The 13,738-nt window shown below is 64.1% G+C and carries 11 protein-coding genes; 4 read left to right on the top strand and 7 right to left on the bottom strand.

Annotation, left to right across the window (positions count from 1 at the left end; genetic code table 11):
* The first annotated feature begins 224 nt into the window (after positions 1-224).
* The 4 genes from AB4099_RS06540 to AB4099_RS06555 all read left to right on the top strand — a co-directional run bounded on the left by AB4099_RS06540 (position 225) and on the right by AB4099_RS06555 (position 6,090).
* A complete protein-coding gene (locus tag AB4099_RS06540) occupies positions 225-686 on the top strand; it encodes a hypothetical protein (protein ID WP_113510965.1) in 462 nt (153 codons plus the stop codon).
* Between the two features lie 29 nt (positions 687-715).
* A complete protein-coding gene (locus AB4099_RS06545) occupies positions 716-1,357 on the top strand; it encodes a L,D-transpeptidase (protein WP_441477439.1) in 642 nt (213 codons plus the stop codon).
* A 55-nt stretch (positions 1,358-1,412) separates the two neighbouring features.
* Entirely contained in the window at positions 1,413-2,450 is a 1,038-nt protein-coding gene (locus AB4099_RS06550) for an amino acid ABC transporter substrate-binding protein (protein WP_441477440.1), read from the top strand.
* A gap of 364 nt (positions 2,451-2,814) precedes the next feature.
* Entirely contained in the window at positions 2,815-6,090 is a 3,276-nt protein-coding gene (locus AB4099_RS06555; protein ID WP_441477441.1) for an autotransporter family protein, read from the top strand.
* Positions 6,091-6,237: 147 nt separating this feature from the next.
* Here the strand turns inward: AB4099_RS06555 and AB4099_RS06560 are convergent, their stop codons facing one another.
* The 7 genes from AB4099_RS06560 to AB4099_RS06590 all read right to left on the bottom strand — a co-directional run bounded on the left by AB4099_RS06560 (position 6,238) and on the right by AB4099_RS06590 (position 13,684).
* Positions 6,238-6,900, bottom strand: a complete 663-nt coding sequence (locus tag AB4099_RS06560; protein ID WP_113516209.1) for a peroxiredoxin — start codon at positions 6,898-6,900, stop codon at positions 6,238-6,240.
* 235 nt (positions 6,901-7,135) lie between these two features.
* Complete coding sequence (locus AB4099_RS06565) at positions 7,136-8,119, bottom strand: peptide ABC transporter ATP-binding protein (RefSeq protein ID WP_441477442.1); 984 nt, start codon at positions 8,117-8,119, stop codon at positions 7,136-7,138.
* On the bottom strand, positions 8,116-9,141 hold the full coding sequence (locus AB4099_RS06570) for an ABC transporter ATP-binding protein (RefSeq protein WP_069879022.1): 1,026 nt from the start codon (positions 9,139-9,141) through the stop codon (positions 8,116-8,118). Before AB4099_RS06570 ends, AB4099_RS06565 begins: the two co-directional genes overlap by 4 nt.
* 2 nt (positions 9,142-9,143) lie before the next feature.
* A complete protein-coding gene (locus tag AB4099_RS06575; RefSeq protein ID WP_441477443.1) occupies positions 9,144-10,055 on the bottom strand; it encodes an ABC transporter permease subunit in 912 nt (303 codons plus the stop codon).
* A 48-nt stretch (positions 10,056-10,103) separates the two neighbouring features.
* Complete coding sequence (locus tag AB4099_RS06580) at positions 10,104-11,114, bottom strand: ABC transporter permease subunit (protein WP_069879020.1); 1,011 nt, start codon at positions 11,112-11,114, stop codon at positions 10,104-10,106.
* Between the two features lie 68 nt (positions 11,115-11,182).
* Positions 11,183-12,007, bottom strand: a complete 825-nt coding sequence (locus AB4099_RS06585) for a M55 family metallopeptidase (protein WP_113516206.1) — start codon at positions 12,005-12,007, stop codon at positions 11,183-11,185.
* Positions 12,008-12,073: 66 nt separating this feature from the next.
* Positions 12,074-13,684, bottom strand: coding sequence for an ABC transporter substrate-binding protein (locus AB4099_RS06590; protein WP_113516205.1), 1,611 nt, complete (start codon positions 13,682-13,684; stop codon positions 12,074-12,076).
* Between the last annotated feature and the right edge of the window lie 54 nt (positions 13,685-13,738).

Raw genomic sequence — 13,738 nt, forward strand, 5'->3', positions numbered from 1 at the left:
CAACACCGCGCCGGCAAGGTCATTGATCTCGCGGCCGAAGATACATCGATGCTTGCGCAAGTGATGGCTTGAATTCTGTCGGCGGCTTCGTCCATGATGACCTGTGTCCGAAGATGCTGGAGTGTAAAGTGGTACCGCAACACGACAGAGGCCAAGCCACTTTCCCGGCAATTCTGCACCATTCAGGCGCAACCCCCGCCAGACCAATTTCTCTTCGATCTGGCATGCTGACCCGCCTCGCAGCAGCAGCGTTCACACTGGCCGCAGCAGGCTGCGCCGGAACCAGTGAGGATGCAGGCAGCCCGTCCGCCGGTCACGCAGCCGGACCGAGCAGCATCCCGCGCGAGCGCCTGATCGGGAAATGGGGCATTGCCTCCTTCCACGCCGACAAGGACCGCAAGCGGACCGAGGCCCAGGCCAGGGCTCAGTGCAACATGCCCTACTCGATCACCAAGGGACCGACCGACGGCGTCATGATGCATGTCGCCGACGATCCCAAACTCTATGAGCTCAAGCTCAAGGGCGGACCGGGCGGCAGAAACTTCCTCGGCTTCGAGGCTCCCGCCGGCGACCCGCAGGACCGCGAGATCCTGTCCGCGACCGACAGGGAGCTGGTCATGCGCTTCGTCGATCCCGACGCGCATCGCCGCTACGGAACCTTCATCTTCGTGCGCTGCGGAGCCTGAGCGCACCTTTCAATTCGGGAGTGAGCAGTATGCGGGTAAGCGGACGGAAGCGGAGAATCGCTGGAACCTGCCTCGGCCTTGCGGCTCTGGCTTTGGGTGCTGTCGCGACACTGCCCGGCAGCGCATTCGCGGCCCCCAAGGCCGGCGAGGCGGAGACCCTCGACATCGGTGATGAGCCGGGGCGCATCTCGGGTGAGGAGACCGTTGTCGCCGACGGCCCCTACGCGCGCCAAGCCGTGCTGTTCCGCTCCAGCGAGCCGCCGGGAACCGTGGTGATCCATACCTCGGAACGCTTCCTCTATGTCGTCCAGGGCAATAACCGCGCTCTGCGCTACGGCATCGGTGTCGGCCGCGAAGGCTTCCAGTGGTCGGGCCTGGTCAAGATCAGCCGCAAGGCCGAATGGCCGGACTGGCGCCCACCGCCGGAAATGATCGCACGCCAGCCCTATCTGCCGCGCTTCATGGCCGGCGGTCCGGGGAACCCGATGGGAGCGCGAGCGCTCTATCTCGGCTCGACGGTTTTCCGGGTCCACGGCACCAACCAGCCCGAGACCATCGGCCAATCGATTTCGTCCGGCTGCTTCCGCCTCGCCAATGGCGACATCATCGATCTGTACGAGCGCGTCCCGCTCAACACCAAGGTCGTCGTCCGGCACGGTGCAAGTCTCTGACTTGCACCGGCCCCCTGCCAATTCCCCAATCTGTCCCCACCGGAGACCGATGGTCATGCTGAACGCGGCCAAGACCTACCTTCGCAGCACGCTTGCCTGTTTCGCGGCCGTCACGCTCTGGGGAGCGGCGCAGCCCGCCGCAGCGGGAACGCTCGACACCGTCAGGCAGCGCGGCAGCCTGCAATGCGGCGTCAGCGAAGGCCTGATCGGCTTCTCCGAGAAGGATGCGCAAGGCGCGTGGTCGGGATTCGATGTCGATTTCTGCCGGGCCGTCGCGGCCGCGATCTTCGATGATCCGGCCAAGGTCAGCTTCGTGCCGCTTTCGGCAAGCCAGCGCTTCGAGGCGCTGCGTGCCGGGCAGGTCGACCTGCTCTCGCGAAACTCCAGCTGGACCCTGGGGCGCGAGGCCGAGCTCGGCCTGTCCTTCGCCGGCGTGACCTATCACGACGGCCAGGGCTTCATGATCATGAAGTCGCTGACGGCGACCTCGGCGCTCGAACTCGACCGCACCAAGATTTGCGTCGAAGCGGGCACGACGACGCAACTCAACCTCTCTGACTTCCTGCGCTCGAACTCGATAACCTATGAAGAGCGTGCCTTCCCGACGGCTGCCGCCGCTCTCGCTGCCTTCCAGGCAGGCGAATGCAATGTGCTGACGCGCGACCAGTCGGCGCTTTATGCCGAACGCCTGAAGCTTCCTCGCCCCGCCGATGCCGTCATCCTGCCTGACGTGATCTCGAAGGAGCCGCTCGGCCCGGTGACGCGCGGCGGCGACTTTGCCTGGTTCACCTTCGTCAAATGGGTGAATTTTGCTCTCGTGAACGCCGAGGAGCTCGGCATCACCTCGACCAACACCGCCGAGGCCCTGGCCTCCGCCAAGCCTGACGTCCGTCGCTTCGTCGGCGCCGAGGGCGGTTTCGGTAAGATGCTCGGCATCGACAACGCCTGGGCCATTCGCGCCGTGAAGGCCGTCGGCAACTACTCCGAACTCTACGAGCGCAATCTTGGTGTGAAATCCCGCCTCGGCATCCCGCGTGGTTTGAACCAGCTCTGGAGCATGGGCGGAATCCTGTACGCTCCCCCTCTGCGCTAGATCCGCTGAACGCAGCCCCCCGACCGTCGCCGTCCTCAGCCATCCTCTTCTAGCTTCCGCACGCGACGTGACGGCCATGGCCGACCGGCCACGGCCGTCATGTCGCGTGCGGCCCTCGTTAATCTCATGGAAACCACCGAGGCTGCGAACGCCGTATCTGAGGATTTTCCCTATCGACAGTTTTCCGCGCAGCAGCCAGCATCCGCAAATTCGGCAGAAACACGGGTGATTCGGCGCAAGGCGAGAACAGAAGCGAAGGACGCAAGCGCCACCGCAACCGGGGGGCATCATGAGAATGATGTACCGTTGGGTCGTGCCTACGAGTGGCCTGCCAGCCTGCGGAGCAGCAAGCGTCGGACTGCTCTTGTCCTCCCTCCCGCTCGGCGCCCAGACGGTCGGGCCAAGTCCGCCTACGATTACGGCGACGATCAATGTTACAGCGGGCACCACAACCGTCGTCGGGAGCACGAATGTCGCGACAGCAGGTGCCGCGAACGCAAGCAACGTCACCGGCGGCACGCTCGTCATCGACAGTCTGGCGGGGCCGCTTCCCGGCGCGATTACCTTCCAGGCCTTGAACGGCAATGCGCTGCAGGCCAATGGCGGCACGATCACGGTGCCGAACGGCAATCTCAGCATCCTGACCCAAGGCGGCCACGCAGTTCTCGCCAATGGCGCCACGAGTAGCGCAACTCTCAACGGCGCTTCGATCACGACGACTGGAGTTGGAGCAGCACTGGTCGCGATCGGCGGCAGGATCGACGCCACCAATGTCATCGTCAACAACACAGCGATCGCAACCCCGACCATTTCGGCCGGCCATGGCGCGATCGCCGAGGGCGGCGGCACCATCAATCTGCACAGCGGCACGAGCATCACGACGGCTGCGTTCAACTCGGTCGGTCTCGGTGCTTCGCGCGCCGGCAGCCGCGTGATTGCAGACGTTCTCATTCCGCTCACGATGAATGGTGGCGGCTCGATGGGGATCTATTTCCATGACGGCGGCCAGGTCAGCATCCTTCCCGGGTCGACGTTTCAAATGAACGGCACCGGCAATGTCGGCATAGGCGTCGACAATACGGCTGTGGCGCTCGGCACCATCGGCAACGGATTGACCGTCAATCTCAACAATGCCTCCGGCGGACCAGGCAGCACCGGCCTTTTCGCCGTCAACGGTGGCTCGCTCAACATCGCGGACGTGACAGTTCAGGGTCCGAATGCCGCTGCCGGCGCCTGGGCGCGCAACAATAGCAGCATCACGCTCTCAGGGCGCAGCGTCATCACCATCAACTCCGAGCAGGGCCCGAACGCCTATGTGCTCCAGACGGCTAATCTCGCGACGGCTGCAGGACCGGTCGGCTCGGTCTTCGGTCTGGTCGGCGCGATTCCAGTCAGCGGGCTGCTGGCACAGGGAGCCGGAGCCCTGATCACCAGCACGGGCACGACCATCACTGTGACCTCGAGCAATGGTGCAGCCGGCGTCGATGCTGGCCTCGGCGGTACGGTCGACATGACCGACAACACGATCACCACAACCGGGACAAACGCATTTGGCATCCGTGTCGATTCCAACGGCACCGTCATCGGGCGCGCTTCGCGCGTGACGACCTCCGGTGCAGGCGGCGCGGCGCTTTTCATTAATGCCGGCCCCGGCTCGATCCACCTCACCAACACCGCCGTGAGTGCCGTGGGGGCAGGCACATTCGGACTCTTCTCGCTGAACAACACCGCAGGGTTCATCAACCCTGTCCGGATTGCAGGGGGCAGCCTGGTCAGCAGCTCGGCTCCCGCGGTTGGTGCACAGGGGCCGCTCACCCTGACCGTGACGGACGGGGCTGTCCTCACCGGCGGCGACGGCAACCTCCTGGTGACCTTCGCGAGCACCGGTGCCCAGCTGACCGCCGTGCAGCTCGACGCCTCGAACGGAAGTATCCTGACCGGCGATGCCGTCATTGGGGCGCAGACCACCGCCAACATCAATCTCGCGACCGGAACGCAATGGACCGGCGCGGCCTTCGACGTCACCAATGTCACCGTCGACCCGACCAGCACCTGGACTGTCACAGCGAGCTCAACCGTCACGCAGCAGGTCACGAATGCCGGGCTGATCCAGTTCACGCCGCCGGGTGGCGACCCAACACTCTTGGCCAGCTACAAAACCCTGACAACGCAAAACTATCTCGGCGCAGGCGGAACACTCGGCCTCAACACCTTCCTCGGCAGCGATGGCTCTCCCTCCGACCGGCTCGTGATCAATGGCGGCACGGCCATCGGTAATTCGTTCCTGCGCGTGGCGAACACGACTGGACCGGGCGATCTCACCATCGGCAACGGCATCCTGGTGGTCGATGCGATCAATGGCGGCAGGACGGTGCCTGGAGCGTTCTCGCTCAGCCGGCCGGTGGTTGCCGGCCCCTATGAGTATTCGCTCTACCGCAGCAGCGTCGACGCCACGGGTCCGGAGAACTGGTATCTGCGCTCCGAGCTGACCCCGACGCCGCCCACCCCGGTTCCACCTGGTCCCGGACCGACGCCGCCGAACCCCGGGACGGGCATCCCGGATTTCCGGCGCGAGACCTCCCTCTATGCCGCGCTTCCGGCCATGGGACTGATATATGGCCGCACCCTGATCGACAGCCTGCATGAACGGGTCGGCGAATTGCGCCCGCTCGAACCGCCGCCGGTCAGCGAAGAACGCACGATCTGGTGCAAGAACCCGGAGAAGAACTTTCGCTGCACCACAACCGTGCAACTGCCGGCGGGAGCCACCGCCCCCGGCCGCTCCTATGCTTCCGCCGGATGGGCCCGGATCATCGGCCAGCACGGAAACCAGGACGGCGGCCCCTGGGGCATCTATCGCAACGGCCCGAACTACGACTACGACATCTACGCCTTCCAGGCCGGCCTCGATCTCTATCGCAGTCGCAGCGCCGACGGCAGCCGCGATCACGCCGGCCTCTATGCCGCCATCGGCCGGATCGAGGGCGATGTCACCCATTTCAACGGAACCAGGGCCGGTACCAACACGATCGACGGCTATTCGCTCGGCGCCTATTGGACGCATTTCGGACCGTCCGGCTGGTATCTCGACGGAGTCGTGCAAGGTACCTGGTTCGATGCCGAGGCCGATTCAAAACGCCTGATCAAATTGAAGCGCGACGGTTTCGGCTTCGCGGCCTCGCTCGAGGGCGGCTATCCGATTCAGCTCGGCAACGGTTTCATCCTCGAGCCACAGGCGCAAGTGATCTACCAGACCCTGGTCAACGGGTCCGGCCATGACGGGGCGGCGTTGGTGCGTTTCAGCGATGTGGATTCCCTTGCCGCACGGATCGGCGCACGCTTGGCGCGGAGCTGGACGCTGGAGGAGGACCCGCGCGCCAAGCCTCGCCTGCTCACGGCTTGCCTGAAGGCGAGCCTCTGGAACGAGTTCCTGGGCAATCCAAAGACCGAATTCTCATCGGCCACCGGGCTGATTCCCTTCCGTGCCGATCTCGGTGGCTCCTGGGCCGAACTGAGAACCGGCGTCGACGCGCAGATCACCAGCAACACGGCACTCTACGCCTCGGCAGGATACCAGATCAGCCTCAACGGCCGTTCGCACGCCTATGACGGCAAGCTCGGCATCAAGGTCAGTTGGTGAGCCTCATCGCCAGAGCGGGCAATTGAAGGGGCGGTGATGCGACGAACTCGTCCCTCCAGCGCAGTGCCGGCCGCGCGCGCCATTCTGCTTGCCCGGCTTACCCTCATATCGCGCTTCCAATGCGCAGCGGCTGAGGCAAGACCGCTCTCAGCCTCCAGGCTGCGCCACGATGCGGATATAGGGCTTGGGTTCCCTCCAGCCATCCGGATAGAGCTGCTTCGCTTCATCGTTCGACACCGAGCCGGCGATGATCACGTCTTCACCCTGCTTCCAGTTGGCGGGGGTCGCGACCCGATGCTTCGCCGTCAGCTGGAGTGAATCGATGACACGCAGAACCTCGTCGAAATTCCTCCCTGTCGTCATCGGATAGACCAGGATCAGTTTGATCTTCTTGTCGGGCCCGATGACGAAGACATTGCGCACGGTCTGGTTGTCGGCCGGCGTCCTGCCATCCGAGGTGCCGGATGTGCTGGCCGGCAGCATGCCGTAGAGCTTGGAGATCTCCAGTTCGGGATCGCCGATCATCGGGTAGTTCGGCTTGTGGCCTTGCGTTTCCCCGATGTCCTCCGCCCAGCGTGCATGGTTCCCGACCGGGTCGACGCTGAAGCTGATGATCTTGACGTTGCGCCGATCGAACTCGGGCTTGATCTTGGCCATGTAGCCGAGCTCGGTCGTGCAGACCGGCGTGAAATCCTTGGGGTGGGAGAAGAGCACACACCAGGAATCGCCGATCCAGTCGTGGAAGCGCATTCGCCCTTCCGTCGTTTCGGCCTCGAAATCAGGTGCTGTACTGCCGAGCTGGAGAATCATCACACGCCTCCTGTCGCAACGACCTTGTCGCACAGGCCGATATTAACACGGAACGGCTGGGCGAAGGACATTCGCGACCGGCCACTGGACCAGATCAATGGTGGCATGAGGCGGGCCACCGCGGCGAATGCAGGCAATCAGCCCTGACGCGGCCGGCCCCCGATCTTCAACAACCACCACGTCCCAACACTGTCGCGGTCTATCGAAGTCGACCGCGACAGCTCGCGCTTGCGGCTCAGGCTGATACCTCGGCCAGAAAGCGCTCCGCGTAATGGCAAGCGACAAGCCGCTCATCCAGCCGGCGCGCCACCGGGCGCTCGGCACGGCAGAGATCGGTCACATAGGGACAGCGTGTCGAGAACACGCAGCCCTTCGGCGGATCGAGCGGTGACGGCAGCTCGCCGCGCAGCACGATGCGTTCGCGCTTTCCTGCCGCCACGCTTGGCGTCGAGGCGAGCAGCGCCTGTGTATAGGGATGCAAGGGCCGAGCGAAGATCGCGTGTTTCGGGCCATGCTCGATGGCGTGGCCGAGATACATGACCATCACGTCATGTGCGATGTGACGCACGACGCCGAGATCATGCGAAATGAAGAGATAGGCGAGCTTCAGCTCGTCCTGAAGGTCGGCCAGCAGATTGAGCACCTGTGCCTGGATCGAGACGTCGAGCGCCGAGACCGGCTCGTCGGCCACCAGCAGCTTTGGCGAGAGGATGAGCGCGCGCGCGATCGCGATGCGCTGGCGCTGCCCCCCCGAAAACTGGTGCGGATAACGGTTGTAGTGCTCCGGACGCAGGCCGACCTTGGCCATCATCGCGCGCGCCCGCTCTGTCCGCTCCGCCTTCGTCAGCGAAGTATTGATGAGAAGTGGTTCTTCCAGGATCGCGCCGATCTTCTTGCGCGGGTTCAACGAGCCATAGGGGTTCTGAAAGACGAGTTGCACGGTTCGCCGCAGGCGCTTGGCTTCGCCCGGAGGAGGCGTGACGGCGTCAAGGCCGTCGAGCATCAGTGCGCCAGAAGTCGGCTTCTCGATCAGCGTCGCCATGCGGGCGAGCGTCGACTTCCCGCAACCGGACTCGCCGACGACGGCGAGCGTCTTGCCGGCTTCCACGGAGAAGGACACGCCGGTGACCGCCTGCAGCTGGGCCGGCGCGCGGAGGAAGCCGCGATTGACCGAATAGACCTGTGTCAGCTCGCGCGCTGTAACGATGGGAGTGCTCACGATGTGCTCTCCACCGTCACGGGGTGAACGCCGCCCGCCGCTCTGGCCTTCTCCCTCTCCGGATCGCCGAGCGGGTAGTGGCAGCGGATCTGCCCTCCCTGCCAGGGTCGGAGATCGGGGCGCACAAGGCGCGAATGATCGGTGGCATAGGCGCAGCGCGGGCTGAACAGGCACCCCTGCGGGCGGTCGTGCGGGCCGGGAACCATGCCGGGAATCGTCGCGAGCCGGTGCTCGCCTTCGCTGCGCTCCGGCAGGGCGGCAAGAAGTGCTGCGGAATAGGGATGCTGGGGGGCAGCGAAGAGGGACGCCACATTGCGCTCCTCCATCACCTGCCCGGCATACATCACCATGATGCGCTGCGCAGTCTCGGCCACCACACCCATATTATGGGTGATCAGGACGAGCGCCATGCCGCGCTCCTTCTGCAGTGACATGAGGAGATCGAGGATCTGCGCCTGGATGGTGACGTCGAGCGCCGTCGTCGGCTCGTCGGCGATCAGCAGCCGGGGATTGCACGCGATCGCCATGGCAATCATGACGCGCTGGTTCATGCCGCCGGACAATTGATGCGGGAAGGCCTTGAGGCGACTTTCCGGCGCCGGGATTCCAACCTGTTCGAGTAGCTCGATGCTGCGCCTGCGCGCCGCCTTGCTGTCCATCCCCTCATGCGCCTTCAGCGTCTCGGCCAGCTGGAAGCCGATGGTGAAGCAGGGATTGAGGCTGGTGCTCGGCTCCTGGAAGATCATCGCGACGTCCTTGCCGGTGAGCTTCCGGCGCTCCCGATCGGAGATCTTGAGCAGGTCGCGCCCGGCAAAGGCGAGGCGGTCGGCCTTGATCCGGCCGGGATATGCGACAAGTCCCATCAGCGCGAGCATGGTGACGCTCTTGCCTGAACCGGATTCGCCGACGACCCCGAGGATCTCTCCTTCCTCGAGCGACAGGCTGACACCGTCGACCGCCCGCATCACCCCCGTAGAGGTCGGGAATTCGACACTCAGATTCTCAACTTCGAGCAGCGGCATGGTCAGCGCTTCAGTTTGGGATCGAGGGCATCGCGGAGGCCATCACCGAGCAGGTTGAACGCCAGCACGGTGATCAGGATCATCAGGCCCGGCAGGGTGACGACCCACCAGGCGCGCAGCACGAATTCACGCGCATCGGCCAGCATCGTGCCCCATTCGGGCGTCGGCGGCTGGGCGCCAAGGCCGAGGAAGCCGAGCGCCGCCGCGTCGAGGATCGCGGTGGAGACGCCGAGCGTCGCCTGGACGATCAGAGGGGCGGCGCAATTCGGCAGCACTTCCTTGAACATCAGGCGTAGCGTGCCAGCACCGCTGACGCGGGCTGCGATGACATAGTCCTTGGAGGTTTCGCCGATCACCGCCGCACGCGTGATGCGGACATAATGCGGCAGCACCACGATGGCGACCGCCAGCATCGCGTTCATCAGGCCCGGCCCGAGGATTGCGACGATGACGATGGCCAGCAGCAGGCTCGGCATCGTCAGGACGATGTCCATCAGCCGCATGATGACGATCTCGGCGATGCCCTTGAAGAAGCCGGCGACGAGGCCGAGCACAATGCCTGCCGCCATGGCGATGGCAACGACCACGATGCCGATCACCAGCGAGAGACGGGCGCCGTGGAGCAGTCGGGACAGGATATCGCGGCCGATCGCGTCGGTGCCGAGCGGATAGGCCAGCGATCCGCCCTCCTGCCAGAAGGGCGGCTTGAGGAAGACGGCATTGTTGGTGAGATAGGGCGAGTGCGGCGAGAGGACGTCGGCGAACACCGCCATCAGCAACACCGCGACGATGACGACGAGCCCGGCAACCGCACCGCGATTGGCGCTGAAATAGCTCCAGAATTCGCGCAGCGGATGAGGCGGCGTGCCGGCCGGCACGGCAGCGGAGGGTGCTTCAAGGGTTTCGGCGGTCATTTGTCAGCGTCCCGCGAAGAAATCAGCCATGTCACGATCACAGGTCCTTCAGCGCGCATGTCTGATGCGTGGATTGATCAGGCCGTAGAGCAGATCGACCAGCAGGTTGACGCTCATGACGACGACGCCGATCAACAGGGTGCCGCCCTGCAGGACCGGATAGTCGCGCCGACTGATCGCCTCGATCAGCCATTTGCCGACCCCCGGCCAGGAGAAGATCGTCTCGGTCAGGATCGCGCCGGTAAACAGCACGCCGACCTGCAGACCGATAACCGTCACCACCGGAATGAGCGCATTGCGCAGCGCGTGCAGCGCAATGACCCTGAGAGGCGCCATGCCCTTGGCGCGTGCCGTCCGGATATAGTCCTCGCCGAGCACTTCCAGCATCGCGGAGCGCGTCATCCGGGCGATAACCGCAAGCGGGACCGTACCCAGGACAATCGCCGGCAGCACGAGATGCGACAGCGCCGACTTGAAGGCGCCGAAATCGCCCGCCAGCAGGCTGTCGATCGTCAGGAAGCCGGTTACCGGCTCGATATAGTATTGCACCGCAATGCGGCCGGAGACCGGCGTGATGCCGAGCTGCACGGAGAACAGCAGGATCAACAGCAGGCCCCACCAGAAGATCGGCATGGAATAGCCGGTCAGGGACAGCCCCATGACACCGTGATCAAAGATCGAGTTGCGTTTGACCGCAGCCAGGATGCCGGCCGGCAGGCCGATCGCCAGCGCCAGGAAGATGGCACATAACGCAAGCTCGATCGTCGCCGGGAACAGCGCGGAGAATTCCGAGATGACGCTTTCGCGGGTCACGATCGACTTACCGAGATCACCCTGCAGGACGCGGCTGATATAGATGCCGTATTGCGTCAGAACCGGCTTGTCGAAGCCGAACTCCTTGCGCAGAAGCTCGTGGCGGGCCGGATCGATGCCACGCTCGCCGGCCATGGTCTCGATCGGATCGCCCGGGACCAGCCGGATCAGGAAAAAGGCGAGCAGCGTGATGCCGATGAAGGTCGGAATCACCAGGCTGACACGGGTCAGGATGAAACGCAGCATGGGTGAGCCAGTCTTGTCAGGGTACCGGCGGCCTGAAGCATGGACCGCGAACGGGATGTTTCGTCCTGCTATTGCAAATTAGAACTATATCCTAATGCGAAGACCAGGAAACGCTGCAAATCGAGGATGTCGTCGGCGATGTAGCGCACCGTGAACGCGTCGATGCGCTCGATGCCCTTGAGCATCATGAGGAACTCGACCGGCTGCCGATAGAGGAAGCTGAGTTCCAGCGTGATCGGGCCCGGCAACCGATAGGGCACGATCCCCGCCCGGCGTGCGATCGCGCGCTGCACGCCCTCGGCAATCAGCTCGTAAGAGGCCTCCGGCATCAGCGTGCGCGCCGAGAGGCGGCTATGCGCCCATTTGACCGTGACGGCCTCGATATCGGGCAGGAGCGCCCGGGTCTCCTCGATGCAGATATCATCGCCGCTGACCAGCAGCACCGGCGTGCCGAAATGTCCGGCAATCGCTGCGTTGATCATTGATTCCGGCGCCGAGACGCCATTGACGCGAACCTCGCGCAGCGAGGCGCTGCGAAAAGTGTGCGCCAGGATACCGTCCGGATTGGTGGCTCCGGCATGGTAGCCGATGAAGAGCGCACCGGCATATTCGCCGGACTCCATGCCCTGCATCATCGAGAGCGGGCGCGGCCACGAACGGACGACCTGGACCGCTCTGGGCAGGCGATCCAGCAGCAGGTTCTGCGCGTTGCCATGGCTGTCGCTGATGACAACCTCGCTCGCTCCGGCGGCGAAGGCGGCGTTGGCGGCCGCCGCGACGCTGTCGGTCATCCAGATCCGGGCCGACTGATACTCAAACCCTTCGGGGCGCGTGTGCTCGCGCGTCACGACACCGGCGATACCCTCGATATCCGCCGAAATATAGATCCGCATGACACTGCGCCCCCGTCACCATTCGTATTCGGGCGCGGTTCGCCTCTCCGCGCCCGAATGTCAACGTCATTTCGCCAGCGATACACCGGTAAAGGGCTGACCGCCGAAGAAATGGATCTTGTAGTCTTTCACATCCTTGCGCACCGGCGTGAAGGCCTGTGCGTTTGCAAAGAGCAGACCCCCGACATCTTCCTGGAAAATCTCCTGCATGCGCAGGAACATCTTGGTGCGCTCGCCCTGATCCGTAATCGTGTTGGCCTTGGTCAGGAGGTCGGAGAATTCCTTGTTGCACCAGCGTGCCCGGTTGGCACCGGTTTTCACGCCATCGCAATGCCAGCCCGACAGCAGGATCTGGCTCGGGTCCGGATAGTCCCAGGTGTAGCCGAACATGCCGACCTCATGGTCGCCGGCGCGGCCGCGCTTGAGATACTCGCCCCATTCGAAACTCTGGATCTCCGCCTGGACGCCGATCTTCGCCCAGTCCGCCTGAATCAGCTCGGCCGCACGGCGTCCATTCGGCATATAGGCGCGGACGACGGGAATGGCCCAGAGCGTGGTCTTGAAGCCGTTCGGCAAGCCCGCCTCCGCGAGCAGGGCCTTGGCCTTCTCCGGATCATAGGGGCGCGGCTTCAGGCCTTCGTGGTGCGACCAGAGCGATGGCGGGACGATCGCGGCCGTCTGCTTGCCGGTGCCCTGATAGACTGCATCGATGATTGCAGGGATATTGGTCGCGTAGACCAGCGCCTCGCGCACCCGCTTATCGTCAAAGGGCTTTTTCTGCTGGTTGAAGGCGAGGAAGCTCTGATCGGCGATGCTGCCGGAGAGCATCGTCAGATTCGGATCCGCCCGCATCGCCGGCAGGTCGCCGGGATTCGGATAGCGCGCGATCTGGCATTCGCCCGATTTCACCTTGGCGAACCGAACCGAGGCATCCGGCGTAATCACGAAGATAAGGTCGTTGACCAGCGCCATGCGGTCCGGGTTTCCGGCTGCCTTGGTCCAGTGGTCGGGCACCGCGCGGAAACGGATCGTGGCGTCCTTCTGGTAGGCCAGCAACGAGAAGGGGCCGGTGCCGATCGGCGCCTGGTTGACCTGCTCGGGCGTGTTCGCCTTCAGCATCGCATTGCCATATTCCGCCGACAGGATCGACATGGGCTCGACCGAAAGCGCGCTGAGCAAGGGTGCGTAGGGCCGTGACAGGATGAGCCTGACGGTCTGGTCGTCGACCTTCTCGACCGCCTTCAGGCTGGGCCGGACGATCTCGTTGAAGAACTGATAATTCGTGCTGCCGACCTTATGGTAGGGGTGGTTCTCGTCGAACATGCGCTGGAACGAAAACACCACGTCGTCGGCGGTCAAGCCACGTGTCGGCGTGAACGCCTTGTTCGCGTGCCATTTCACGCCACTGCGCAGCTTGAACGTATAGGTCAGCCCATCCTCGGAAATGGTCCAGGATTCGGCGAGGCTCGGAATGATCTGGGAGCCGCCGCGTTCGGTGGCGACCAGGCGATCATAGATCTGGGCCGCGACGTCATAGGCCGTGTTCTGCGAGGAGAACTGCGGATTGAGGAAGTCGGGACTCGCCTCGGAGCAGACGACGAGCGTTTGAGCCGCGACCGCTCCAGCCTGCAAAGCCAGGGCAACGGCAGCAGCCGCTGCGAAATGTCGAATCTTCATCACGCTCTCCCGATGTAAAAAAGGGCGCAGCCTCTCGGCCGCGCCCCTAATCAA

The sequence above is a fragment of the Allobosea sp. 2KB_26 genome (genome assembly GCF_052115715.1).
Classification (GTDB): Bacteria; Pseudomonadota; Alphaproteobacteria; order Rhizobiales; family Beijerinckiaceae; genus Allobosea.